The sequence below is a fragment of the Pseudomonas sp. 7-41 genome, from assembly GCF_021233075.1.
GTDB lineage: Bacteria > Pseudomonadota > Gammaproteobacteria > Pseudomonadales > Pseudomonadaceae > Aquipseudomonas > Aquipseudomonas veronii.
The window spans coordinates 3,555,924-3,582,263 of sequence record NZ_CP089551.1 but is presented as its reverse complement, the minus strand read 5'-3'; the positions used below and the strand labels follow the sequence as shown (position 1 = coordinate 3,582,263).

General features: G+C 60.3%; 17 protein-coding genes. 9 read left to right on the top strand and 8 right to left on the bottom strand.

What is annotated here, in order from left to right:
• Positions 1–10 precede the first annotated feature (10 nt).
• The 4 genes from LQ249_RS15880 (at position 11) to LQ249_RS15865 (ending at position 3,448) form a co-directional block, all read left to right on the top strand.
• Positions 11–1,675 carry a nitrite/sulfite reductase gene (locus tag LQ249_RS15880; RefSeq protein WP_017846281.1) on the top strand — a complete coding sequence of 555 codons (1,665 nt, stop codon included), beginning with the start codon at positions 11–13 and terminating at the stop codon, positions 1,673–1,675.
• Positions 1,672–2,136 carry a DUF934 domain-containing protein gene (locus tag LQ249_RS15875; protein ID WP_057004157.1) on the top strand — a complete coding sequence of 155 codons (465 nt, stop codon included), beginning with the start codon at positions 1,672–1,674 and terminating at the stop codon, positions 2,134–2,136. Before LQ249_RS15880 ends, LQ249_RS15875 begins: the two co-directional genes overlap by 4 nt.
• Positions 2,137–2,204: 68 nt before the next feature.
• Complete coding sequence (locus LQ249_RS15870) at positions 2,205–2,699, top strand: hypothetical protein (protein ID WP_017846279.1); 495 nt, start codon at positions 2,205–2,207, stop codon at positions 2,697–2,699.
• A gap of 77 nt (positions 2,700–2,776) precedes the next feature.
• Positions 2,777–3,448 carry a DUF3313 domain-containing protein gene (locus LQ249_RS15865; protein WP_057004156.1) on the top strand — a complete coding sequence of 224 codons (672 nt, stop codon included), beginning with the start codon at positions 2,777–2,779 and terminating at the stop codon, positions 3,446–3,448.
• A gap of 13 nt (positions 3,449–3,461) precedes the next feature.
• Here LQ249_RS15865 and LQ249_RS15860 read toward each other — a convergent pair whose 3' ends face one another.
• From LQ249_RS15860 to LQ249_RS15850, 3 genes are all read right to left on the bottom strand, one after another.
• Positions 3,462–4,862: a DUF1254 domain-containing protein gene (locus LQ249_RS15860; RefSeq protein WP_046383513.1), complete on the bottom strand. Its 1,401-nt coding sequence runs from the start codon at positions 4,860–4,862 to the stop codon at positions 3,462–3,464.
• A 164-nt stretch (positions 4,863–5,026) separates the two neighbouring features.
• Positions 5,027–5,392, bottom strand: coding sequence for a response regulator (locus tag LQ249_RS15855; RefSeq protein WP_057004155.1), 366 nt, complete (start codon positions 5,390–5,392; stop codon positions 5,027–5,029).
• A 147-nt stretch (positions 5,393–5,539) separates the two neighbouring features.
• On the bottom strand, positions 5,540–9,163 hold the full coding sequence (locus LQ249_RS15850; RefSeq protein ID WP_232565618.1) for a hypothetical protein: 3,624 nt from the start codon (positions 9,161–9,163) through the stop codon (positions 5,540–5,542).
• 278 nt (positions 9,164–9,441) lie between these two features.
• On the opposite strand from LQ249_RS15850, the gene LQ249_RS15845 reads away from it, so the two are divergent.
• The 5 genes from LQ249_RS15845 to LQ249_RS15825 all read left to right on the top strand — a co-directional run bounded on the left by LQ249_RS15845 (position 9,442) and on the right by LQ249_RS15825 (position 16,009).
• Positions 9,442–12,939, top strand: a complete 3,498-nt coding sequence (locus LQ249_RS15845; protein WP_232565617.1) for a response regulator — start codon at positions 9,442–9,444, stop codon at positions 12,937–12,939.
• Positions 12,940–13,770: a CheR family methyltransferase gene (locus LQ249_RS15840; protein WP_017846273.1), complete on the top strand. Its 831-nt coding sequence runs from the start codon at positions 12,940–12,942 to the stop codon at positions 13,768–13,770.
• Positions 13,767–14,366: a chemotaxis protein CheB gene (locus LQ249_RS15835; RefSeq protein WP_017846272.1), complete on the top strand. Its 600-nt coding sequence runs from the start codon at positions 13,767–13,769 to the stop codon at positions 14,364–14,366. The genes LQ249_RS15840 and LQ249_RS15835 overlap by 4 nt, the downstream gene beginning before the upstream one ends.
• Positions 14,360–15,553 (top strand): hybrid sensor histidine kinase/response regulator, encoded by a 1,194-nt coding sequence (locus LQ249_RS15830; protein ID WP_046383509.1) that lies wholly within the window; start codon positions 14,360–14,362, stop codon positions 15,551–15,553. Before LQ249_RS15835 ends, LQ249_RS15830 begins: the two co-directional genes overlap by 7 nt.
• Positions 15,554–15,631: 78 nt before the next feature.
• A complete protein-coding gene (locus tag LQ249_RS15825; RefSeq protein WP_017846270.1) occupies positions 15,632–16,009 on the top strand; it encodes a response regulator in 378 nt (125 codons plus the stop codon).
• Positions 16,010–16,059: 50 nt separating this feature from the next.
• On the opposite strand, the gene LQ249_RS15820 is transcribed toward LQ249_RS15825, so the two are convergent.
• The 5 genes from LQ249_RS15820 to LQ249_RS15800 all read right to left on the bottom strand — a co-directional run bounded on the left by LQ249_RS15820 (position 16,060) and on the right by LQ249_RS15800 (position 26,314).
• A complete protein-coding gene (locus tag LQ249_RS15820; RefSeq protein ID WP_232565616.1) occupies positions 16,060–20,823 on the bottom strand; it encodes a hypothetical protein in 4,764 nt (1,587 codons plus the stop codon).
• A 111-nt stretch (positions 20,824–20,934) separates the two neighbouring features.
• Complete coding sequence (locus tag LQ249_RS15815; RefSeq protein ID WP_232565615.1) at positions 20,935–22,644, bottom strand: ATP-binding protein; 1,710 nt, start codon at positions 22,642–22,644, stop codon at positions 20,935–20,937.
• Positions 22,641–24,143, bottom strand: coding sequence for an ATPase domain-containing protein (locus LQ249_RS15810; RefSeq protein ID WP_046383506.1), 1,503 nt, complete (start codon positions 24,141–24,143; stop codon positions 22,641–22,643). Before LQ249_RS15810 ends, LQ249_RS15815 begins: the two co-directional genes overlap by 4 nt.
• Positions 24,144–24,285: 142 nt before the next feature.
• Positions 24,286–25,344 (bottom strand): tetratricopeptide repeat protein, encoded by a 1,059-nt coding sequence (locus tag LQ249_RS15805; protein WP_017846266.1) that lies wholly within the window; start codon positions 25,342–25,344, stop codon positions 24,286–24,288.
• A gap of 76 nt (positions 25,345–25,420) precedes the next feature.
• Positions 25,421–26,314, bottom strand: a complete 894-nt coding sequence (locus tag LQ249_RS15800) for a bestrophin family protein (RefSeq protein ID WP_201021066.1) — start codon at positions 26,312–26,314, stop codon at positions 25,421–25,423.
• Positions 26,315–26,340: the final 26 nt, after the last annotated feature.

Below are 26,340 nucleotides of genomic sequence, written 5' to 3'. Positions count from 1 at the left end.
AGGCGGTGATATGTACCAGTACGATGCATACGACCGGGCGCTGGTGTTCGAGCGCGTGGCGCAATTTCGTGATCAGGTCGAGCGTTTTATCGCCGGCGACTTGAGCGAAGAAGAGTTTCTGCCCTTGCGCCTGCAGAACGGCCTGTACCTGCAAAAGCATGCCTACATGCTGCGGGTGGCGATTCCCTACGGCACCTTGAGCGCCGAACAGATGCGTACCCTGGCCAGCATCGCCCGCGACTACGACCGTGGCTACGGCCACTTCACCACCCGGCAGAACCTGCAGTTCAACTGGATCGAGCTGCACCAGGTGCCCGACATCCTCGAACGCCTGGCCCAGGTGGACATGCATGCGATCCAGACCTCCGGTAACTGCGTGCGCAATATCACCACCGAAGCCTTTGCCGGGGTCGCGGCCGACGAGCTGCTGGACCCGCGCCCGTTGGCGGAGATTCTGCGCCAGTGGTCGACCATCAACCCGGAATTCCTGTTCCTGCCGCGCAAGTTCAAGATCGCCATCTGCTCGGCCCGCGAAGACCGCGCGGCGATCATGATGCATGACATCGGCCTGTACCTTTACCGTGATGACCAAGGCGAGATGCTGCTGCGCGTGATGGTGGGCGGCGGCCTGGGCCGCACGCCGATCCTCGGCTTGCAGATTCGCGAGGGCTTGCCGTGGCGGCACCTGCTGTCCTACGTCGAGGCGGTGTTGCGCGTGTACAACCGGCATGGCCGGCGGGACAACAAGTACAAGGCGCGCATCAAGATCCTGGTCAAGGCGCTGGGGATCGACGCGTTTTCCCAGGAGGTGGAGGAAGAATGGCAGTACCTGCGCGATGGCCCGGCGCAGTTGACCGATGCCGAATACGCGCGCGTGGCGTCGGCCTTCGTACCGCCGGCGTATGCGTCGCTCAGCGATACCAGCCTGGCCTACGGCACCGAACTGGCCGACAACCCGGGCTTTGCGCGCTGGGTCAGCCGTAACGTCATGCCGCATAAAGTCGCGGGCTACGCCAGCGTGGTGTTGTCCACCAAGCCCGGCATCAGCGCGCCGCCCGGCGACGTCAGCGCCCCGCAAATGGAGGCCGTGGCTGAGTGGGCGGAGCGGTTCGGTTTTGGCGAAATCCGTATCGCCCATGAACAGAACATCGTGTTGCCGGATGTGCCCAAGGAGCATCTGCATGCCGTGTGGCGCCTGGCCTGCGAACACGGCCTGGGTGCGGCGAATATCGGCCTGTTGACCGACATCATCGCCTGCCCCGGCGGTGACTTCTGCGCCCTGGCCAATGCCAAGTCGATCCCCATCGCTCAGGCGATCCAGCAGCGCTTCGATAACCTCGACTACCTGCACGACCTGGGTGACATCAGCCTGAACATCTCCGGCTGCATCAATGCCTGCGGCCATCACCACATCGGCAATATCGGCATCCTGGGCGTCGATAAGAATGGCAGTGAGTGGTATCAGATCACCCTCGGCGGGGCCCAGGGCAAACACAGTTCACTGGGCAAAGTGATCGGCCCGTCGTTCAGCGCCGCCGAGATTCCGGATGTGATCGAGCGCGTGATCAATACCTTCGTGCGCTACCGCGAAAGCGAAGAGCGCTTTGTCGATACCGTGCAGCGCATTGGCCTGGAGCCGTTCAAGGAGCAGGTGTACGCGGAGCAGCCGGCATGAACAATCTGTTGAAGCTTGAGCAGGGGCAGGCGCGTCTGGTGGCGGATGATCCGTGGGTGTTGGTGCGTGACGAGGTGCCGGAGGGCGCTGCGCTGATCCTGCCGCTGGCGTCCTATGCGCCGGGGCATGGCGTGTGGCTGGGCCCGGATGATGAGGTCGAACTGCTGCAGCCCTGGCTCGCCACGCTGCCGCTGATTGCCCTGGATTTCCCCAGCTTTCGTGACGGCCGCGCCTATAGCCAGGCCTATCTGTTGCGCACGCGTATGGGCTGGCGAGGCGAGTTGCGGGCGATTGGCGATGTGCTACGCGATCAGCTCAGCCATATGCGCCAGTGCGGGTTCGATGCGTTTGCGGTGCGCGCGGACAAGTCGGCTGAAGACGCCCTGAAAGGGCTGGCGGGGATGAGCGTGCAGTACGGGCGTAGCGTGATCGAGCCGCGCCCGCTGTTTCGCAGGCGTTAATCATACGGTGAGTTGCCGCATCTGCCATGATCGCGGTTCGCACTACGGCTCACCCGAGGAAAACCGCAATGGATGATGTACAGCAACTGGGCGAGATGCTTCGTCATTACGCCGATAGCGAAGCGCACAAAAAACAGCAGTTCGAGGTGCAATCGGCGCGCTGGGCGCTAAAGCTCGGCGAGCTGTTCCAGCAGATCGAACAATGGCTGGAACCGGTCAATACCGCTGGTTTGCTTGAAGTCCACCGTGAAGCGTATGTCGCCAGCGGCCCGAGCGTTCCGGTGGAGACATCGCCGTTCAAGAGCGAAAAACTCACCGTGCAGATCACCGGCAAGAATGTGGAGTTCGTGCCGGATGTGATGGGCGTCGGCGGCTTGATTTCGGTGTCGGTCATGGGCCTGACGGCGGCACGGCACGGCAGTGTTTCACTGGTGCTGCCGGCGGACAAAAACGACTGGTTGTGGAAGAAAACCAACGGTTTGAAAGACCCGGACACCTTCGCCTTCAACGCGAACTTCCTGGCCGCACAGTTGCAGAGCCTGATCCCGCGCGAGCGCAGCTGAGCTTTTCAGCGCTTTTTTCCAGGATTGGCTATACCTACAGCTCAACGTTCTGATGATGACTGCCAAGGAGTTCGAGGATGAAACTAAGGCTAATGATCAGCACGCTCTGCATCGCCACGATCGGGATGGTGGGCTGTGCCAGCGAAGTCACGCAACCGGATGAGTATTCAGGATTCCTGTCCGATTACAGCCGCCTCAAGCCGGCCAAGTCGCCTTCGGGCGTCGAGGTGCTGCGTTGGGTCGATCCGAAACTGGATATGAGCCGCTACAACGCGGTGTATATCGAACCGACGCAGTTTTACCCCAGGCCCCAAGCCACCGCGAAAATTCCTGAGAGCACGTTGCGTGGCATCAATGACTACTTCAACCAGGCCCTCAAGCGCGAAGTCGGCAAGTCATTGCCCCTTGCCCAAGGGCCCGGCGCCGGAGTGTTAGTGGTGCGTGCGGCGATTACGGCAGTCAGCAGCAAAACCCAGGGCCTGAAACCTTATGAGTTCGTGCCGGTCGCCCTGGTGGCCGCTGCGGTGAGTACCGGCACCGGCATCCGCGACCAGGACACGGTGCTGGGCACCGAGGCGCAGTTTCTCGACGGCGCCAACGGCAAGGTGGTTGCCGAGGTAGTACGCAAGGGCACCGGCAAGCCGCTGGAAAACGACTCGCAGGTGATGACGCCCAATGACGTGAAAAGCGTGATCGACGGTTGGGCGTCGGATTTGCATCAGTCGTATCTGAAACTGAAAAAGCGGTAAGTCGCCGACCGTATCACTTCAGTGGCGTCAGCGGCGGCAGCTTCCACTGGCCGTTGTTCGCCTCGGGTTTGGGCAGGTACAGGCGCAACACCGCGTAGAACGGGCCGGGCGGTGCCGGCAACCAGTTGCTCTGTTCGGCTTTTGGCGGTTCGTGGTGTTGCAGCGCCAGGGTCAGGCCGCCATCGGCGTCCAGTTTGAGGTTGGGCAACATCCGCGAATTGATCACATAGCGCTTTTTGTGGTTGGGCACCAGCAACTTGGTCTTGGCGTTGTACAGGGTCAGTGACCAGAAGGCGTCGGCCGGCGGCAGTTGGTCCTTGGCGAAGTGGACGGTGTAGCTATGGCGCGCGCCGTTGGCGGGCTTGCCTTCACTGTCGACGACGTAATTGAAGTAGGTGGCTTCATCGGCAGAGTTGCCGAAAAGCCCCACTTCGGCACCGGCATAGCGGTACAGGTCGTTGTTTTTCAGGTGATCGCGGTTGCCGAACAGGTCGCCTATGGCGACCTGCTGGGTGTCGAGTTTGTCTTTTTTGAACGCCGCGAACTCAGCCTTGGCGTCGGCGATCCCGTCTTCCAGCGCTTTACGCTGTTCGGCGCTCAACTGGTTGACCTTGAACGGCGCACCCGGTGCGATGCCGATGGTGGCAAAGCGTGCGAGCTGGTCTTTCTCGCTGTCCTGGGGGGCAGCGAAGGCGAGCATGAAGTTCAAGTAGCGAAACAGTTGCGGGCCTTCGGTCATGTTGGCCAGCGGTTTGGGCCAATCGATCTTCGGCGCCTTGGCCGGGGCGGCTTGTTTCACATAGCTGCTGAGCGACTGCACTTTGTAGCCATTCTGGATCTGCTTGACCTTGTTCAGGTCCTTTTCATCAAACAACTGCGTGCGGTACAGCGCATAAGCGAGGTTACTTTCGCTATACACCACGCGATCCACATCGACCGGCTGCTGACCTTTCCAGTCGGGTCCGGCGATCATGTAGTGGCCGCCATTGTTGCCGGTGCTGCGCGTGCCCAGGTACGCGAAGTTATGCGTATAGAGGTCGACCAGTTGCACCGAGTAATAGCGGTTGTCTTCGATCTTGGGCAGCGTCAGCACCAGCGGCTCGCTACGCAGGTCCATCCAGACGAAGGAGTAGGGCGTGTCGGGGTTTGGCGTGGCCAGTGTGGTGTCTTTGGGGGTGAAGACCTGGGCGGTGTTGCCAATATGGTTGAACGGCGCCTTGAAGTTGACGCCGCCCTTGTCGACCGCCTGGGTGTAGAGCGTTTTGTACATTTCCACGACCGGGTAACCATACAAATAGGCTTCCTTGGCGATTGCCCGAGCCTCAGAGGGGGTGGCCGTGAAGTCGGCCCAGGCGCCAGAGCTCATGAGTATCGAGAGGCTCGCCAACAGCAGGCGCGTCGGTTTTCCAATCATGTTGTTGCGTCCTTCCAGAGGGCTTGTGAGGAGTACTATTGAATGGTGTGGCAAAGCGGCGAGTTTCCAACTTTATTGGCCGAACGTCACGTTAATCCCGGTATGACATACAGCTTGACGTAAAAATGCCGCCCCTGTGGGCGGCATTGGACAAAAACGCAACGTCAGGCTGCGTCAAGCATTTGCTTAACCTTATTGCGCAATTGATCGATGGAGAACGGCTTGGCGATCGATTGCATGCCCGGCTGAACCTCGATGCTCTCGGGATAACCACTGGCAAACAGGACCGGCAGTTGCGGGCGCAGTTTACGCGCCTGGGTGGCCAAGTCCCGGCCATTCATATCCGGCAGGCCGACATCGGTCATCATCAGATCAATGACTTTATTTGTGTCCTCTACGAATTCAAGCGCCGATTTGGCGTCTTCAGCCTCCAGCACACCGAACCCCAACTCTTCGAGTACATCGACGATCAGCATACGCACAATGGAGTCGTCTTCGACTACGAGAATGGTTGAGGTGGGTGCCGACATAGTGAACATTCCTGAAAAAGTGAAGGTGCTGGGCGCGACAGGTCTAAAGGCAATCCACTAGTGAGTAGCGACAAGGCCAGCAAGTTCCGAAAAATTGCTGGCATTGTGAGCTTCGCGCCGGAGAATGTCGCGTCAGGGGCGGAAAAACTACAACGGGACCGACGCGATACGGTGGACCTGTGCGGAATCGCGGTAGAACTGCATGTCACCGGACTCAAAATAACTCACTTGATACTCAGGCGTGCCCGGATTCGTACCGTAAGCCCGATGCTGAAACGGGCTGGTGCCGCGATTCAGGGTACGTTCCAGGCCATTTTTCATGGCCTCGGCCGAGTCAAATTGGGCCATCCCGAAATTCGGATCGAAGTAGAACCAGACGGGTTTGTCGTCACGCACCATGACGCCGGCCAGCAGGGCGTGATCCTTCGTTGCAATCCTCAGGCTCCTTGGCGGGCTCGCATCGGTCAGCTCGGTGGCGATCTGATGATAGGGAATCTGCCTGGGCTGCTTGCCCATATGAAAGGTATCCACGTGTTTGACTGCTTCATGAAACGACCTGAGGGTGCGGATGAACTGCGTCGCCACAGGGTCCTGTGGATCGGCGGCCGCCTTGAACATATTGCCCAGGTAGGTCGTCTCTTGGCCCGATTGCATGGACAGTGCCAGGGTATTGGCGATACCCGCACATTCGCCTGGTGAAGCCAGATTGACTTGGCTGAGGTAAAACTCCTGGGGCATCGGGGTCAAGGTGCCGCCGACGGCGTGGATATCCCGCTGGAACAGGGTAAAGCCTTCCTGGATCAGTCTGACTTTCTTGCGTTCGATCTGTTTGACCAGCGTGCCGACGTCTTCGGCGCCCAGCCACCCACGGGAGATCAGCATCTGAAGCTCGAGAATCGTCGAGTCTGATGAGAAACCCGGCACCTTGTGCGGGTCACCGTTCGCATAGCCGGCGTTGAAGTCGGAAACCTTCTCGGGGCGTTGCGCGCGTTTCAACTCGTTTTCGAACTCTTTGGGTGCATATTGACCGAGTACGGTCGGCGGGCCCTCCGGCGACTGTATTTCGCCCGCCAGTTTCTTGTAGAGCCAGTCGGTGAAGCTCTGGTTGATCTGCCCCTTCGCCGACACCGTGGTGGGTGCGAAGCCCTGGAGTGGCCCGCCGTAGGCGCGCATTTTTTCCGCGTCGAAGGCATACCACTGGCCATTTTTCAGCACCGCGGCACCGTCAATACTGTGTTCGCCGATCTTCACGGTGCCTGTGGCGACGACGCCATGCTCGTTGCTGGCGGCTTTGAGCAGGTCGTAACGGCCCGACGCGCCACGCAATGCGTTCACACCTTGCGCGCCTTTGGCGCCGAGGAACTTGAGCCCGCCACCGGCCAGGCGGGCCCCGCCAACCGCCAGGTCGCCTGCGCCGCTCAGCGGGTTGAATGCGCCGAACGTGGCCATGCCGATGACTTTGGCCGACCGTGCCACCTTGGTCGCCGCCGAAACGGTGGTCCCTGCGATCTTGACCACTTTTCCGGCCGCACCCACACCCGCCGTCACGATGCCGAACGCGTCCAGGCTCAGATCGATCAAGCCTTCAGCAATGTTGCCGTTGCGGAAGTGGTTGATCGCGGAGCGCAAAGGGACCAGGTCCAACAGGAAGTTTTCAATCATGTCGGACCGGTTCCGAATATTGTCGTCGGTGGTGAGGCCACGCGCCTGTTGCTTGATTGCCGGATCATCGAGGTTGATATGTTCAACGAAGGCATCGGCGATCAGTTGGACGCGGGGCGAGGCGAAGGTATCGCTGGGTGAATCGCCAGGCGGTGTCTGTTCTGTGTCAAGCGTGGTTTGACCGGCGCTGGGGGTGAACACCTTTGTTTCGGAGACGATATTCGCCTTCCTTGAAGAGCCAGGCTGTGCCTGCCACTGCGGAATACTGCGGATAGCGCCGGCGTTGAAGTCGATCTCATAGGCCGTGGTCACCCCACCGCGCTCGATCCTTACCAGTAGTTCTTCGCCTTTGGGCAGCTCGGTTTTGTCACTGAACAAACCCAGCCCAAGTTTATGGGCGTGATTTTGATAAAAAGTGACGTTGCCATATTCAAAGTTTTTTCGGTCGTCTGCCGGCAACTGGCTGATCAAGTGCTTGATATACGTGCCGACGGCGTTCTTCTTTTCCTCGATCACCTGCTTGAATTGCGACTCGAACGCCGTGGCCACCCCAAACTCGGGATTGGCGTTCAACGCCCCCACGGGGATACGGCTGTCACGGGAGCCGTAGACCGCGTCGGGTCCAACGTCCATCATCGCGACATCCAGCAGCGAGTGCACGCCCGGCACCTGATTTCTACGCCGGATATCCCCGCCCGGCATATGGGTGACGCGAATCAAGGGTTCTTCGAACAGCGCCTCCTTGTCGGGAAAGCGTTGTTTCAGCTCGGCCAATGCCATCGCTTTACGGGACGGGATGTCTTTGTCGAAGGCCTCTGAGGCGGCCAGCATCACGGACTGGCGTTCGCTGAAGCGAGTCACCAGGTTGTTCAGTTCATCGGACGCGTACAGATGCTCGGCTTTTTTCTCCAGCAGGCCATTGGCCGTGCCCCAATCGATCAAGGCGTTACGTTGAGCGGTGTTCGTCATGTTCACGTCTGCGCCGCTGGCGTGTTCGGCTTCCAGCATGACCGCGGCGAAGCTCATATTGGCGACCCGGCCGGGTATGTGCGCGTCGACCATCGTCGCGGCGATTGCGAGGTTGACCCAGGCCGGGCTGCCAAAGGTCACGCTGTCGGGAATGTCCTTGACCAGAAATACCGGCGCACGACCCGCCAGCAGCAGGTGGGCGGCTGCGCCAGCCAGTTCTGGGCTGGTTTTACCCTGAGCCACCAGGTGTTGGCGCAGGGCATCGACGATTTGGGCGGCCGACTTGCCCCTGAGTGAGTCGTCGGCCAGGTCGAAGCCGGCCACGTTGTTGCGTTGGGGGGCGGTGATGGACTCTGGGTCCAGCTGCAGTATCACGGCCGCGAGCAGGTAATCGAGGCTGCTGCTATCGGTGGCAATGCCCTGCATCTGTTCCTGAAGCGCGTGGCCCAATGATTGTGCTTCTGGCGAACTGACAAGGGCGTTCAACGTCGCGCCCGGGCTCGTCAGCGCTTCGGCCGCGAGAGGGGTTCGATGCCGCAGGAACTCCAGTACTCCGCCAGTGGTGTGCTTGAGCGGCTGTTTTTGCCCAAGAGGGTCGGTGTAATCCTGGGTGCGGGTGTGCAAGCGTTGTTGCTCATCGGCGCTCAAGGGCACCGGCCAGCTGAGGGCGCCGCCCAGGTTACCCAACGGGTGCGCCTGGGATCGGGCGGCCATGGCGTCCGACAGCCCGGTCAGGGATAAATGGCTATAGGGTGAAAGCAATCCTCCCTGGCGATTGATAAAGCTATCCACGCTGGTGCTGCCGCCGACTTCGCTGTGATAAACCGAGTCGGGGTGAACGTCCATCGGCGTGGTCTTGAGGGCTGCCTGCACGGCCGGGGTGGAGGCGTCAGGCCCAAGCCGCAGGGCGATTTCGTTGAGTTTGTCGGCAAGTGTTTTGAGGTTGTGATAATGCCCCAGCTTCGCCTTGAGGCTGGCGCTTTGCGCGACGGTGACGCTGGCTGGCGGCTGCACCGTTGGCGCAGGCGAGTCGTGGCTGGGGACGGGTGTCAACGTCGGCGGTGTAGCGGCGGGTATTGCGGGTGGCGTGGAGAGCGGCATCAATGAAACGCTGGGGAGGGTTTGCAAGGAAATAGTCATACGAGCACCGTTTTGTTAAACAGAAGGTGAGCGCCTTTCTCGCGGAGTTTCCTTATTCCCAAGACGCTTTAGTCTGTGGGAAGGCTGGTCAACCAGGTTCCGGTTCAGCACGGGCGGAGTGTGAGCAACTGAAACTGCGACGGGATGTGGGCGGCGTTCAGGGTGCCGTTGCCCGATTGCGCCGTTTCGGGTTGCAGCGGTTCATGGCAGAAAAATAGCGTTCAACCGCAACTTTGGGGCAAACTCCCGGTTTTTCCGCATTTGGCAAAGGCATGCCCATGACTCCCGCGTCGACCGTCGATGAAAAGAGCTTTCGTACACTGTTGAGCCGCAACGTCGCACTGCCCCTCGGTGTGGGTGTGCTCAGTGCGGTGTTTTTTGTGTGCCTGATCACTTATTTGTTGTCGGTGATCCAGTGGGTAGAGCACACCGACCGGGTCATCAATAACCTCAACGAAACGTCCAAGCTGACGGTTGACCTGGAAACCGGCATGCGCGGTTTCCTGATCACCGGCGACGAGCATTTCCTCGACCCCTATGAAGTGGCCAAGCCGCGGATCATTGCCGACTTACACAATTTGCAGGAGCTGGTAGCGGACAACCCGCAGCAGGTAGATCGCCTCAAGCGCCTGGAAAGCCTGCAACTGGAGTGGAACAACTACGCCCAGTCGATGATTGATATGCAGCGCGAGAACGGCGACTACCGCAGCGCGGTGAAAGCCGGCCGGGGTAAACGCCTGACCGATGAGATTCGCAATGAGTACGACGACGCGGTGGCGATGGAGCAACAGTTCCGGATTACCCGCAACGCGGAAGTCACCCGTACCACCCTCATCAGCGTCACCCTGTACTTGGTGTTCGTGCTGGGGCTGAGCGGCTTTCTGGCTTACATTGGTCGTAAAAATTTACTATCACTTTCAGATAGTTACAGTGCGAACTTCGCGTCGCAACAGAAGATCGCATTGCGTCTGGAGCAACAAGCTTGGCTGCGCAATGGCCAGACCGAACTGGCCGAACAGGTGCTCGGTCAACTGACCCTGAACATGTTGGGACGCAATATCCTGCAGTTCTTTGCCCAGTACATGGGCTCGGTGGTGGCGGCGCTGTATGTGCGCGAAGAGCACGGCGGCCTCAAGCGCGTGGCCGCCTATGGTTTCTCCCGCGAGCAGGAGCAGCAGGAGCAGGCGATCTACAGCGACGAAGGCATCGTAGGGCAGGCCGCCCAGCTCGGTCGCCTGATTCGCCTGGACGACGTGCCGGTGGATTACTTCAAAGTGAGTTCCGGCCTGGGCGAGGGCACGACCCGCAGCGTGCTGGTGGTGCCGACCAGCGATGACGACCGGATCAACGGCGTGATCGAACTGGGTTTCCTGCGCCCGCTGCAGGAGCGCGACATCGAACTGCTGGAACTCATCGCCGGCAATATCGGTACCTCCATCGAAGCCGCCCGCTATCGCCAGCGCTTGCAGGAAGTGCTGGCCGAGACCCAGCAGCTCAACGAAGAGCTGCAAGTGCAGCAGGAAGAGCTCAAGACCGCCAACGAAGAGTTGGAAGAGCAATCGCGCATCCTCAAGGAGTCCCAGGCCCACCTGGAAACGCAACAGGCGGAACTCGAGCAGACCAACGAGCAATTGGCTGAGCAGACGCTTACCCTGGCCGAGCAGCGCGATGCCATGGACCGCAAGAACGTCGAGCTCAACCAGGCCCAGCTTGAGCTGGAAGACCGCGCCGACGAGTTGCAACGCTCGAGCAAGTACAAATCAGAATTCCTCGCCAACATGTCCCACGAACTGCGCACGCCGCTGAACAGCTCGCTGATCCTGGCCAAGTTGCTGGCGGAGAACCCTCAGGAAAACCTCAGCGCCGAGCAAGTCAAGTTTGCCGAGTCGATCTATTCCGCCGGCAATGACCTGCTCAACCTGATCAACGACATCCTCGATATCTCCAAGGTCGAAGCCGGCAAGCTGGAAATGCGCCCGGAAAACTCCAGCGTGGCGCGCCTGGTCGATGGCCTGCGCGGGATGTTCGAGCCGCTGGCGGCCGATCGCAAGCTGGGGTTCCAGGTGCAGGTGCAGGAAGGTACGCCGACCATGCTCTTTACCGATCGCCAGCGCCTGGAGCAGATTCTCAAGAACCTGCTGTCCAACGCGGTCAAGTTCACCGAGCAGGGCCAGGTCAGCCTGTCGGTGTCCCGCGCGCCGGGGGAGGGTGTCGCCTTTACCGTGCGCGATTCCGGGATAGGCATCGCCCCGGACCAGCAGGAGAGCATCTTCGAAGCCTTCCGTCAGGCCGACGGCACCACCAATCGCCGGTATGGCGGCACCGGCCTGGGCTTGTCGATTTCCCGCGACCTGGCCGCGTTGCTCGGCGGCTATATCAGCGTCACCAGCGAACCCGGCCAGGGCAGCACGTTCACCCTGGTCATCCCGGAGCAGTACGTCGAACGCGAGGAAGACGCTGCGCCTATCGAGCAACCGCGCCAGGTGATTGCCGCCCCGGCGCCCAAGCCCATCGCGGTCTCGCCGCTGCCGGTGGCCGATGCCACACAGATCCCGCGCTTTGCCGACGACCGCGAGAAAGCGCCGTTCGCCACGCGCTGCATCCTGGTGGTGGAAGACGAACCGAACTTCGCGCGCATCCTGTTCGACCTCGCCCATGAGTTGGGCTACCACTGCCTGGTGGCCCATGGCGCGGATGAGGGTTACAGCCTGGCCGAGGAGTACATCCCCGACGCGATCCTGCTCGACATGCGCCTGCCGGACCATTCCGGGCTGACGGTGCTGCAACGCCTCAAGGAACACGCCAGTACCCGCCACATCCCGGTGCATGTGATCTCCGTGGAAGACCGCGTCGAAGCCGCCATGCACATGGGCGCCATCGGTTACGCGGTGAAACCCACCACCCGCGAAGAGCTCAAGGATATATTCACGCGCCTGGAAGCCAAGCTGACCCAGAAGGTCAAGCGCGTGCTACTGGTGGAAGACGATGACCTGCAGCGCGAGAGCATTGCCCGCCTGATCGGCGACGATGACATCGAGATCACCGCTGTCGGCTTTGCCCAGGAGGCCCTCGACCTGCTGCGCACGAACATCTACGACTGCATGATCATCGACCTCAAGTTGCCCGACATGCTCGGCAACGAGCTGCTCAAGCGCATGGCCACCGAGGATATCTGCTCGTTCCCGCCAGTGATCGTCTACACCGGGCGCAACCTGACCCGCGACGAAGAGGCCGAGCTGCGCAAGTATTCGCGCTCGATCATCATCAAGGGCGCCCGTTCGCCGGAGCGCCTGCTCGACGAAGTCACACTCTTTTTGCACAAAGTCGAATCGCAGCTGTCCCATGAACGCCAGAAGATGCTCAAGACCGCGCGCAGCCGCGACAAGGTCTTCGAAGGGCGCAAGATCCTGTTGGTGGACGACGATGTGCGCAACATCTTCGCCCTGACCAGCGCCCTGGAGCACAAAGGCGCCGTGGTGGTGATCGGGCGTAACGGCCATGAAGCCATCGCCAGGCTCAATGAAGTCGATGATATCGACCTGGTGCTGATGGACGTGATGATGCCGGAAATGGACGGTTACGAGGCCACCGCCCTGATCCGCCAGGACCCGCGCTGGAAGAAGCTGCCGATCATCGCCGTGACGGCCAAGGCCATGAAGGACGATCAGGAGCGTTGCCTGGCGGCCGGCTCCAACGATTACCTGGCCAAGCCGATTGACCTGGATCGCCTGTTCTCGCTGATTCGCGTCTGGTTACCGAAGATGGAACGTATTTAAGTGGAACGCAGTTTTTTGGAAAAAAGCAGTGATATTGAGCTGCGCCTGCTGATTGAGGCGATCTACCTCAAGTACAGCTATGACTTTCGCGACTACTCCGGTGCGTCGGTCAAACGCCGTGTGGCCCACGCCTTGCGCCAGTTTGAATGCGCGACGATTTCGGCGTTGCAGGAGCGCGTCCTGCACGATCCGGCAGCGTTCATGCAATTGCTGCAGTTTTTGACAATTCCGGTCAGCGAGATGTTTCGCGACCCCTCGCACTTCCTCGCGATCCGCCAGGAAGTGGTGCCGCTGCTCAAGACTTATCCGTCGATCAAGATCTGGATCGCCGGTTGCAGCACCGGGGAGGAGGTGTACTCCATGGCGATCCTGCTGCGCGAAGAGGGGCTGTTGGAACGCACCATCATCTATGCCACTGACATCAACCCGGCATCGCTGGATAAGGCCAAGCAGGGGATTTTTTCCCTGGAGAATGTGCGTGCCTATACCGCCAACTACCAGCAGGCCGGTGGGCAGCGTTCCTTTGCCGATTACTACACGGCGGCTTACGATCATGCGATCTTCGACAAGACGTTGCGCGAGAATGTCACGTTCGCCGACCACAGCTTGGCAACCGACAGTGTGTTCTCAGAAACTCAATTAATTTCATGTCGCAATGTACTGATTTACTTCAATAAAAAATTGCAGGATCGGGCGTTTGGATTGTTTCATGAGTCGCTGTGTCATCGTGGCTTCCTGGTGCTGGGCAGCAAGGAAACCCTGGATTTTTCCGCCTACAACAAGCATTTCGAGCCCTTGGTCAAACAGGAACGGATCTACCGGAAATCATGAACGACGCTGCCGCCAACCCCATGTGTGGGATAGAAGCCATCGTCGTCGGCGCGTCCGCCGGCGGCGTTGAGGCGTTGCTGAGTATTTTTGGCGATCTGCCGCAGGCCTTCGGGCTGCCGATCATTGCCGTGCTGCACCTGCCGGACGAGCGCCGTAGCCAGTTGGCGGAAGTGTTTGCGCGGCGTTTGCAGATTCCGGTACGCGAAGGGCAGGACAAGGAAGTGATCCAACCGGGCACCTTGTACTTCGCCAGCCCCGGCTATCATTTGTCGGTGGAGCATGACCGCAGCCTGTCTTTGAGCCAGGAAGACCGGGTACACCATTCCCGGCCCGCCATCGATTACCTGTTCGCCTCGGCCGGCGATGTCTACGGCAAGCGCCTGCTGGCCATACTGCTGACCGGTGCGAACCAGGACGGCGCCCAAGGGCTGGCCCACGTCAAGCAGTCGGGCGGTATCACTGTCGTACAGGACCCCGACGAAGCACGGATTGCCGTGATGCCGCGGGCGGCCCTGGCCCTGCACACGCCTGACCATATTCTGACCTTGAGCCGCATTGCCTCATTGCTGGCTTCCCTGGAATCTTCCCCATGTTGAGTACTATCCAGGCCAAACTGCTGATCGTCGATGATCTGCCGGAAAACCTGCTGGCCCTCGAAGCGCTGATCAAGCGCGAGGACCGCCAGGTCTTCAAGGCCTTGAGCGCCGACGAGGCCTTGTCCCTGTTGCTGGAGCACGAGTTCGCCATGGCGATCCTCGATGTGCAGATGCCTGGCATGAACGGTTTCGAGTTGGCCGAGCTGATGCGCGGCACCGAAAAGACCAAGAACATCCCGATCGTATTCGTCAGCGCCGCCGGCCGCGAACTCAACTATGCCTTCAAGGGTTATGAAAGCGGGGCCGTGGACTTCCTGCACAAGCCGCTGGATATCCATGCGGTGAAGAGCAAGGTCAATGTGTTCGTCGACCTGTACCGCCAGAGCAAGGCGATGAAGCAGCAGGTGGAAGCGCTGGAGCGCAGCCGCCGCGAACAGGAGTTGCTGCTGACACGCCTGCAGGCCACTCAGGCAGAGTTGGAGCAGGCGGTACGCATGCGCGATGACTTCATGTCGATCGTCGCCCACGAAGTCCGCACGCCACTCAACGGGCTGATTCTCGAAACCCAACTGCGCAAGATGCACCTGGCCCGGGACAACGCCGCCGCGTTCACCCTGGAGAAGATGCGCGCCATGGTCGACCGCGATGAGCGGCAGATCCAGAGCCTGATCCGGCTGATCGAAGACATGCTCGACGTGTCGCGCATCCGCACCGGCAAACTGTCGATTCGTCCGGCGCGCTTCGACCTCACGCAACTGGTGCGCAACCTGCTGGAAAACTTCGCGCCGCAAGTGGCCGCCGCCGAGTCGTCCATGCAACTGGAGGCGGAAGGTCCGGTGGAGGGCAGCTGGGATGAATTCCGCATCGAGCAAGTGGTGTCCAACCTGCTGACCAACGCCTTGCGCTATGGGGCCAAGAGCCCGGTGGGCGTGCGGGTGTACAGCGAACACGGCGAAGCACGGCTGGAGGTGCGGGACCACGGGATCGGCATCAGCGCCGACAATCAGAAGCGCATTTTCCAGCAGTTCGAGCGCGTGTCCGCCAGCCATGTGGCCGCCGGTCTGGGCCTCGGGCTGTTTATTTCCGAACAGATCGTCGCGGCCCATGGCGGTACCATTGAGGTGGAGAGCCAGATAGGCGAGGGCGCCCTGTTCCGGGTGTGCCTGCCCCTGGACGCGTCGGCGTGAAAACAATCGTCACTTCGACGCAACCTCTGCGTGACTGCATGGTCGTAAGTGCAGCAATTGACCGGACAAAGGCTTCCCATGAGTGAAGATGCACAAGATGTCGTTCTGATCGTCGAGGACGACGAATCGATTATGTTTGTCCTGGATGAATACCTCAAAGGCCTGGGCTATCGGGTATTGAAGGCGATCAATGGGGAGCAGGCTTTTGAAATCCTCGCCAGTAAACCGCACCTGGACCTCATGGTGACGGACTATCGCCTGCCTGGCGGCGTCACCGGCGTGCAGATCGCCGAGCCGGCGGTGAAGTTGCGCCCGGAGCTGAAGGTGATTTTTATCAGTGGCTACCCGCAGGAAATTCGTGACTGCGACAGCCCGATCACACGCAAGGCGCCGATCCTGGCCAAGCCGTTCGACCTGGATACGCTGCAAGAACATATCCTGCGGTTGTTGGCGTGACACCTGCATGTGTCAGTCCAACAACCGCTGATGCCCCTGGCCGGTCAGGATTACCAGGCAAGCACCTCGTCCTTTGCATGTGAATCAAGTACCCGTGCGGGGTTGGTTCCCTCGAAGAGCTCAAACGATCCATCGGGTTTTATGTCAATACGGTTGGCCGTTGCGATCGTAGTGGACGCCGGGTATTTGTTTGCGATGTTGAACAGCACTTGTTCACCGGCGTCACCTTGTTTCAGAGCGATGCCTAATCCCGGAATGGTCCGGACATAATCGCCGCCCACATAAATCACTTTGCTTGTCTGGTCTAACGATCCCTCCAGTTGTTTCAGCACGCGCTGTTGTTCTGTCGTCGGCACGCCGCCTTGGAAGTGCATTAATGTTCGTTTCTGGTAGACACCCTCTTTCAAGTCGGTAAGCACCGCCAGGGCCGTACAATCACTGATGCCACTGGTGCTGATGATTGCGGTCGGGTCAGTGACGGTGACGTCCTTGTAATCCGACATAGCGATGTGGTGGGTCGGGGCGGGGGGCTTCAGGTGAGTAACCGTCGTCGGGATGGATTCTTCATAAAGCCGTTTGACCGGTCTGTCATGAAGACTCGCGGTGCTTATCCACGACTCGTGATGGTCGCTGATCTTGAATTCAAGTTTTTTGGGGTCATTGCTATAAGTTTTGTATTGGACCGGCAGCTTCTTGTCATTGAATATTTTTTCGAGACCACGCCTCATCATGGCCTCGCTTGAAAACTCGGCCACCCCAACATTCGGGTCGTAAAAAAAGAACTTCTTACCGTCGCCATCCGGCACGGACCCGGCCACCATCGCATGGCCGGGAGAGTCGATCATCACGGTCTTGCCCCCAGGCGCATTGGCCAGTTCCGTAATCATGTCCTGATACGTTACCTGGCGCTGTGGGTTACCGGCGTGAAACATGGTCGGTATACTGATGCTTTTTTGCACATCGTCTAATGTGCGAGCAAATACTCGCGACCCCTCAGCCCGCGGATTGGCGGCGGCAACGTACAGGTTGTCAATAAATACGCGTTCTTTTCCTTGCGCCTTGGCCGATGCGAACGTACGCGAGAGAGCGGCGCACTGCCCATCGGAAAGGTGGTTGACCTGGCTAAGGTAGATGGTCTGAGGTACGGGGGTGAACGTTCCTCCGACGGCATTTACGTGGGCGTTGAAATGCTGTGTGCCGTTGAGCCCGTGCTGGACAGCCAGCCTTTCCTGCTGGCGGACCAAGGTGCCCACCTCTTTTGCTGTTTTGTCCGGGCGTAGCGCCAGCTTCATCACGTCTTCTGATTTCATGCCCTTGGCATAGCCTTTAATCAGTTCCGGCGCGCCGTCCTCATAGCCACTCTTAAACGCAGCGCTGGGCGTCACCCCATCGCCCTGGTAACGGTCCAGTAGCTTTCCCCAGTCTTTTCGAATTTGAATCGACTCCGGCGAGAGCGCGCGTTGCGTGTTTTGCCACGCATGAAGCTCCTGAGTACCGCCTCGTATTGACGGCTGGAAATCGTCCAGTGCTTTGCCAAACGGGCGTCGGGTCGTCGTATCAAAGGCATACCATTTACCGTCCTGAAGAACCGCGGCACCTTGCAAGGTCTCGCCGGACGTCTTGAAGGTACCCATCGCTGCTGCGTCGTATTGTTTGCTCGCGGCGACCAGGTCGTAGCCAGTGTGGGTGCCGCGTAGGTGCCGGATGTCTTGAATCGTGTCGGTGATGACGCGTTTACCGACGCTTGCCACGCCGCGACCGGTAGCGCGCAGTAAATCCGCCGCGCCGTCCAACGGATTAACCAGGCTGATCGCGCTCAACCCCAGGGTCTTTCCTATATGCAAGGCCTTGCTACCGGCAGACAGGGTCTTGGTTGCAACGTTAGCCAGTTTCCCTACGGTGGAGGCTCCAACGGTCATGATGCCAAACAGGTCGAGTGATAAGTCGATGATCCCTTCGCCGAGGTTGCCCTCCGTAAAATGCTTGATGGCTGACCGTAATGGGATCAGGTTAAGAAGCAACTCATTTAACTTTTTGTAAAAGGGTACCTCGGACTCAACCGTCGTCACCCCTCGAGCCTCGGCCTCCAGCGCGCCCCATACGCTGCTGACCTTGGCCACCGTGGCACCGATGGCCGCGCTCCGGGGGCTGGCGAAACTGTTCAACGGCCCGGCGGTGTCGGTGTTTTCTTGTAGCAGCTGTTGCCGTACCAGCGGGGAACCTTCATCGGGAATGGACAGTGTGACGGGGACCATGTCGGTATACGGCGTGTTGTTATCGCGCGGTTTTCCGTCTTCTATATGAGCCCCAGGCTGATAACCGGGCTGGAAATCGCCGAGGTCCCCGCGTTTGGTGAGCGTGTTCTTCTGGACATTCAGTTCATAGGTATGGGCAATCCCGTCGCGCATCACTTTCAATAGCACAGGGTTGCCGTCGGCAGCCGGGACCCGGACGATACCGCTGAGCTGATGTTCGCCCTTGAACTCCTTGAAGATCGAAAGGCTTCCGTATTCGATATTCTGCCGGTCCTCCAGCGGCAACTGGGCGATCAGGTGCTTGACCTGCGTGGCGACGCTGCTGTCGAGGGCGCGACCAAACTGTTGGAACTCACTGACGAATTCCCTGCTGATATTTTTCAGGTTTTGCGTCTTGCTCAAGACCTCCTCGAGGGTGAAGTTAGGCGTGTTTGCAGCAGAGCGTCCGGGGCCCCTGCGCGGTGGCGTGTAAGGCTCGATCACCCATTGATTGGGGTGTGACGCATTGTTGTGCCGGGCCGGGTGGTAGGGCACATTGGGCGGGTTGTGCAGCATGTTCTCCATGTACAAATCCAATATCGAATACGGCCCGGGTCGATCTTTATCGTAAGTGTCCAGTACGATGCACTTCAGTTCCAGGCGCGCGTCATCGCCCAAAACTTCGCGCAGTTCGGCCAGGGCCATCTCCTTGCGAGACGCCGGCGCGGGCGTGCGCTGTGCTTCGGAAGCTGTTCGCAGTTCGCCGACCTGTTGGTTAAAGGCGTCGGCGATGGTTTGCATATCTGCAGGCGACGTCACACTCGTGACGATGCTGTTGGTCAGGCCCCATTCCTTGAGCGCGTCATGCTGGGCGACATATTCGATCTGACGCTGAGCCTGGGACACTGGAGCGATATCCGCGTACAACATGACCTCGCCGTAACTCATGGTGGATGCCCGGCCCGGCGTCTCAGCCTCTATGCGCGCCACCGCGGTACTGAAGCTGACGTGGGCGGGGGAGCCGTGAGTGACCGTGGCGGGGATATCCTTGACCAGCAACTCTGGCGCCTTCGAGGTCAGTTTCAGGTTGGCCTGGATATTGGCTTTTTCCGGTGACGAAGCCTCTTTCGTGACGTAGTACAAATGGTCGGCCACACGCTGGGCCGTCTCTGATAAAGGTTTGCCTTTAAGCTGCTGGCCGGCCAGGTCAAAGCCTGAAATGTGCTTCTGGGGCAAGGTTGCCTGGGTGAATGCATCGGTGTAATTCAGGTTCAAGGCCGCCATTAACCAGTCATTGACGCTGCCTTTGACCGACAGTGTGTTGAACTTGGCCTGGATGGCCGCCCCCAGCGCCTGGCCCTTGGGCGACTGGATGATGCGGTCGAGCAGTTGCCGTGGGTTGCGAAGCTCGTGGGCTTCGACTGCTACACCTTGCATCAACGCTTCCAACACATTGCGGTTGCTCCCCAGGTTCAGGTCACCCACATTGCCGTGCTGCAAGAACGCCAACAGTTGGCGCTGGGTGTCCGTGTCAATCGGCTGCGGCCAGGACAGGGCACCGCCGTAGTTACCATGGACGGGGCTTCGCGGTGTGGGGGTGAGGAGGAATCGCCTGAGGTTCTCCACGTCCTGTGCGGTGCCGGGTTTTTCAAAGCCGTGGTATTCAAGAAAATCAGCCAGGCTAGCCACGCCTCCTTGCTGCACGTCTCGGTCCCGTTCGTATGAGGAGTGGGGGTTCAATTCGAAGGTGGTTTCACGCAGATACGCGGGGACCTGCGACAGCTGAAGGCTGCCTGAGGCAAGCACTGTCCCCAGATGCTTCAACAACACAGTCGCTTGGTGCCGGTTGTTGATGTTCCCCAGCAGCGTCTGCTGCTGCTCGAGTGCGTCCTCGCTGCGCGTTTCCTGGAGCCCAGGGAATACAGCGGGGTCAAGCGGGGCAAAGGTTTTATCGCGCTCCAGCTCGGCGGCGCGTTGCTGGAGTTCGGAAGGGGCGATTCGCGTCGGCTCTTTGTAGAACTGCCCAACCAGCCAGGCCGGCGCACGGTTGGCGCTCTCGGACGACGGAAGGGGAAACGGCCTGTTCCTGTCGGAGATGACCCCTCCGGCATCCATTAACGGCCCTCGTACCGCCGACCAGCGCTTGTCCTCGCTCGCACGCAACTGTAAGGGCGCATTGAGCGAAACATCTGGGGTTACACGGTAGGTGACTTGACCACTTTGCGGCAGGATTTTGATCGAGTCGGGCAGGGCTCTGACCGTGAGCCGCCAGTCGAGGAACTCCGGCGACCGAGCGGCATTGCCTAGTAACTTCCACCACTGGCCAAATGTTGAATTCGGCGGAATATCCACCATGATCGCGTTGTCGTGGGCGGGAACGCCGCTGAAGCCCTGCAATGCCTTGCCGTAGTTCTGCGCCAACGCACTGTCGCCCCTGGCCCGGGGGGAATCGCCAGGGGCAGAGAGGTGGGGGCTTTCGCGGTCAGGCTCTACAGCTACCTGCTCGACTGGCTCCAGCGTGTCGCTGGCAATGGAAGAATGCGGGGGAAAAGCGTGGGCAAGGCTGTTGGAAATCGTCATGGGGGGCGGCTCTATCATCAGGATTGAGGTCCACTGGGTGAAAATTCCAGGTCCCAGTGGTAATCCTTCGTACCCAAGCCCCTTGACCGATTCCATTTTCGAACCGTGGCTTTATTGCACCTTGTTGCCGGTCGCCTCCGCTTGGCTGGCGGCTGCGCGGATCATTTCCCTGACTTTCGCCGTCAAGAGATCAAACGTGAACGGCTTGGTAATCAACTGCATCCCAGGGTCCAGAAAACCACCGCGCACCGCCGCGTGTTCGGCATAGCCGGTGATAAATAGGACCTTGAGTTCCGGCCGAATCTGCCGGCCGATTTCCGCCAGTTGCCGGCCGTTCATACCCGGCAGCCCGACGTCGCTGATCATCAGGTCAATGCGCTGGTCGGACTCGATGATCGGCAGTGCGGTGTTGGCATCGCTGGCCTCGACAAAGGCATAGCCCAGTTCCTTGAGCACCGCGCTGACCAGCACCCGTACCGCCGGGTCGTCCTCGACGATCAACACTGTTTCACCGGCATTGGCAAAGGGCAGCCGCGCGGGGTTCGCAGCTTCGGCCACGACCATTTTACCGACGAAACGCGGCAGGAACAGGCTGACGGTAGTGCCTTTTCCGACTTCGCTGTGGATCGTCACATGGCCACCGGATTGACGTGCAAAGCCGTAAATCATCGACAGGCCGAGGCCGGTGCCCTGGCCGATCGGTTTGGTGGTGAAGAAAGGATCGAAGACGCGCCCCATTAAACTTTCCGGGATACCGCAGCCGCTGTCGCTGACGCTCAATTCAACGTAGTCACCGGGTTGCAATGTGCCGTAGGCGGCGGTGAACACGCTGTCGAGATGGCGGTTGCTGGTTTCCACGGTGAGGTTGCCGCCGTTCGGCATGGCATCGCGTGCGTTGATCACCAGGTTGAGCAGCGCGCTTTCCAACTGGTTGGGGTCGGCTTCGGCGGTCCAGAGCGGGTCGCTGAGGCGCATGTCCAGCGCAATGCTTTCATTGATGCTGCGTTGCAACAGTTCGCCCATGGAGGTCACCAGTTGGTTGATCTCGACGGGTTTTGAATCCAGCGACTGCCGCCGGGAGAACGCGAGCAGGCGGTGGGTAAGGCCGGCGGCCCGGTTGGCGGAGGTGACGCCCAGGTCGATCAGGCTGTCCAGGTCGTCCAGCTTGCCGCGGGAGACGCGCCTGCGCAGTAACTCCAGGCTGCCGATGATGCCGGTGAGCATGTTGTTGAAGTCATGGGCGATGCCGCCGGTCAACTGGCCGACGGCCTCCATCTTCTGCGATTGACGCAGTGCTTCTTCATTGCTGCGCAGCTGCGCCGTGCGTTCTTCTACTTGCTGCTCGAGCGTCTCCAGCGTGCGTTGCAAGCGCAGTTCGCTTTCGCTCAGGTCGATCAGCCGGTCGCGCGCATCGTATTGTCGGCGTCGTCCGCGCAGTGCCGCCGTAACCAGGCTGATCAACGTCACAGGATGGAAAGGCCGCTCGAGAAAGGTGACATTGCCCAATAACCCGCTCAGGTGCGAGGAACCGTTCTGCTCGGCGCCGCCGTGATGGGTCATCAATACGATGGGCAAGTCCGACCACGCAGGCTGTTGGTGCAAATACTCGAGCAGCGGCTCCAGATCGACGCCGCGCAAGGCTTCGGCAGCAATAATCAGCAGGCCGGCCCCTTCTTCCAGTGCGTTGCACAAGGCCGTCAGGCCCGTGGCGATCATGCCGTTGTACCCGGCCTCGTTGAGCATCATCAGCGCCAACGCGCCGTCGCGGCCCATCGGCGCAAGTACGATGGCGCGCTCGGAGACGGGGGAAAGGCTCGTCACTGGCCCTCATCCTTGAGCAGAGGAGAGCCGGCGCCCATGTACGTGGGGATACCGCGCAGTACGCCCTGGAAATTATCGAGCGGCTCGCCGACAGTCATGCCCTGGCTGCTGATGCGGTACTCGCGAATGGTCGATTCATGGGCACCGGTGCGTTTCTTGATGATTGAAATGGCGCGGCGCACCTTGCCCAGCGCTTCGAAATAGCGCAGCAGAATGACCGTGTCGGCGAGGTAGGTAATGTCGACGGGCGCCTGCATGTCACCGACCAGGCCGTGCTGGGCGACGGTCATGAACGTGGCGGCGCCGCGGCGGTTGAGATACAGCAGCAGTTCGTGCATGTGCAGGATCAGCGCATTTTCTTCCGGCATGGCGGCCTGATAGCCGTTGATGCTGTCGATCACCACAGTCTTGATCCCGCGCTCATCCACGCAGCGCCGCACGCGGTGCGAGAACTCGCCGGGGGTCAACTCGGCCGCGTCGACTTGTTCGATCAGCAGGTTGCCGGTGGCTTGCAGCGCGGCGAGGTCGATGCCCATGTTTTTCATGCGCTCGAAGAGCAGGCCCAGTTCCTCATCGAAGATGAACAGCGCGGCTTTTTCGCCCCGCGCCACGGCGGCGGCGGCAAACACCATCGAGATCAGCGACTTGCCGGTGCCGGCGGGGCCGAGGATCAGGCTGCTGGAGCCGGTCTCGACTCCGCCGCCCATCAAGGCATCCAGTTCGCGAATGCCGCTGCTCAGGGTCTCGCGCACATAGCCGCCGCGATGCTCGGCCGCCACCAGCCGCGGGAACACATGCACGCCATCGCCCATGATGGTGAAATCGTGGAAGCCGCCGCGGTACTTTTGGCCGCGGTACTTCACGACCCGCACGCGACGGCGTTCGGCGCCGTAATTGGGCGTCAGTTCTTCCAGGCGAATCACCCCGTGGGCGACGCTGTGTACGGTTTTGTCGAGGGATTCGGTGGTCAGGTCGTCGAGCAGCAACACCGTGGCGTCGTAGCGCACGAAATAGTGCTTGATCGCCAGGATCTGTCGTCGATAACGCAGGGAACTTTGCGCCAGCAGACGGATTTCGGAGAGGCTGTCGACCACCACGCGGGTCGGCTTGACCCGTTCCACCACTTCAAAGATCTGCCGCGTGGCCTCGCCCAGTTCCAGGTCGGAAGAGTACAACAGGCTTTGCTGCTGTTCGGCATTGAGCAGGCTTTCCGGCGGGGTCAGCTCGAAAATATGGATATTGTCATCCAGATCCCAGCCGTGGGATTTTGCGCCCTGGCGCAATTCACGTTCGGTTTCGGACAAGGTGATATAGAGCGAGCGTTCACCATTTTCTGCCCCTGCCTTCAGGAAGTGCAGGGCGACGGTGGTTTTGCCGGTCCCTGGTTCGCCTTCGAGCAGAAACAGATGGCTGCGGGACAAACCGCCGCAAAGAATGTCATCAAGACCTTCGATACCGGTGGCCGCCTTTTCGGATAACAGCGCGTTGGACATAGACAAGAAGTGCCCTCAGGTCACATACGAGTAAGGGGTGCGCGTTCGTTCGAGCGCGCTATACCTTCTTGACCCTGGCGTATGAGCGGGGTTCCACCTTTTCGTCTTTTGCGCGCAATGTCAGCGCCTGGGCGGCGATGCGGCGCGCCTACAGGCCCTGTTGCAGCGCCGGATCATCCGGGTTTTGTTGCTCCAACTGCGCCAGCAGCACCTGAACGTTCTGCAATTGACCGCTTTCTTTCCAGTAGCTGACCAGCAGCACTCGCGCCTTGCGATTGGCCGGGTGGCGCTGGATGATTTCTTCCAACTGGCGCTGGGCGGCTTCGAGTTCTTCCTGAGCGTGCAGGGTGGTGGCCAGGTCGTAACGGTAATCCTGATTGCTCGGTTCCAGTTCCACTGCCTTGGACAGGCCGAGCAAGGCGTAAGCACGCTCGCCATGGTGCAGCAACCACATGCCCAGGGCGTGTTGCAGGTACGCGGATTCGGGGTGCGCCGCGAGCTGGCGGGCGAGCAGTTGGCGGGACTCGTCGGTCTTGCCCTGTTTATCCAGCAGTTCGATTTGCGCAACCACGGCTTGCAGGTTGTCCGGCTGCAGGCGCATCGCTTGCTCCAGGGCGTTCTGCGCCTCCGGCAGCAGCGCGCTGTGGATGTACAGGCGCGCCAGTTGGAGCCAACCTTCGGCGGTTTCAGGTTGCGCCTTGAGCTTCTTCACGAACTCATCGAGTACCTGCTGCAAGGGCCCGAAATACAGGCCGAGGGTGTCGGGCGAGAGGCCGAGCAATGCGTTGGCGGCGGCAAAGCGCACGTCTTGTTGCGGATCGTCGAGCAACGGCCCGAGTAGCAGCGTGCGCTGGCCCGTGGGCACCAGGCCGACGATGCTGTGAATCGCCGCTTCACGCACCTGCGGCGAGTCATCGGCCAGGTCCTTGTCGGCGAGCTTCAGTGCCTGGGGGCTGGGGTAATTGGGCAGCTCGGCGTGCAAGGCCACACGACGCTCGTCGGACAAGTCCGGCCGGGCCAGTTGCTGGTACAGCACGCGGGCGGCGCCCGGTTCGCCGTTGCGCGCCTGTTTCAAGGCTTTCGCGTAGCCATGGGCAATGGCGGGCGGCACGGCCACCGGGGTGGAACGGGAGAAATACCAGGTGATCAGCACAATCAACAACAGGGCGCACAGGCCGATGATGGAGTAACGGCGTGACTTTGACATGCAGGCGTCCGAGAGCTTAGGCAGCTAGGGCAAAGCTCTCAGCTTCGGTCAGACCACGGCGAGTGTCAAACCTGTATCAGGTCAGCACGTATTCCACCGGCTCCAGGACAGGCGGCAAGGCCGTTTCGCCGAGGGCCGCCAGAATCTCGCGCTCCAGGGTCCGCACGATCGCGTTGCAGGGCAGGTCGTTCTCATCGAAGCCGAAGGGGTCCTCCAGGTCGTCGCCGATTTCGTCGAGGCCAAAGAAGGTGTAGCTGACGATTGCGGTGAACACCGGTGTCAGCCAGCCCAGCGGTTCGGCCATGGCAAACGGCAACAGAATGCAGAACAGGTAGATGGTGCGGTGCAGCAGCAGGGTGTAGGGGAAGGGCAGCGGTGTGCTTTTGATCCGCTCGCACGCTGCCTGCACCTGGGTCAGGCTGACCAGTCGGGTTTCCAGCTGGGTGTAGCGCCATTCACTGATCACGCCCCGTTCGGCCAGCCCGGAAAACCGCGCGCCGAGCTGTTGCAGGACCTGGTCCGGGAGGTTGGGGTGGCCTGCTTCGACGTCGATCCAGGGCTTCACCGCTCGCGCCTCATCTTCCAGGCGCAGGCGCGCGATCAATCCATGGGCAAAGCCGCACAGGCCGCGCAGCAGGCCGGCCCGCTCCAGCGGGTCGCTGAATACCTGGGTTTCACGGATCAGTGAGCGCACTTCGATGGTCATCTGCCCGAGTTGCTTGCGGCCTTCCCACCAGCGGTCGTAGCAAGCGTTGTTGCGAAAACTCATGAAGATCGACAGCGACAGCCCGAGCAAGGTGAACGGCGTGGCATTGACCTTGGAGAAATACGCCGGGTGCAGGGTTTCCACCAGCACGATGACCGAGGCCAGCAACGTGACCAGCAGGCTGCGCAGGGCGATGCGCTTGGCGATCGAGCCCTTGAGCGAAAACAGAATGCCCAGCAGGTTGGGTTTGGGGCGAACGATCATCGGGAGGGGCTTCTTCGGTGGCGCAG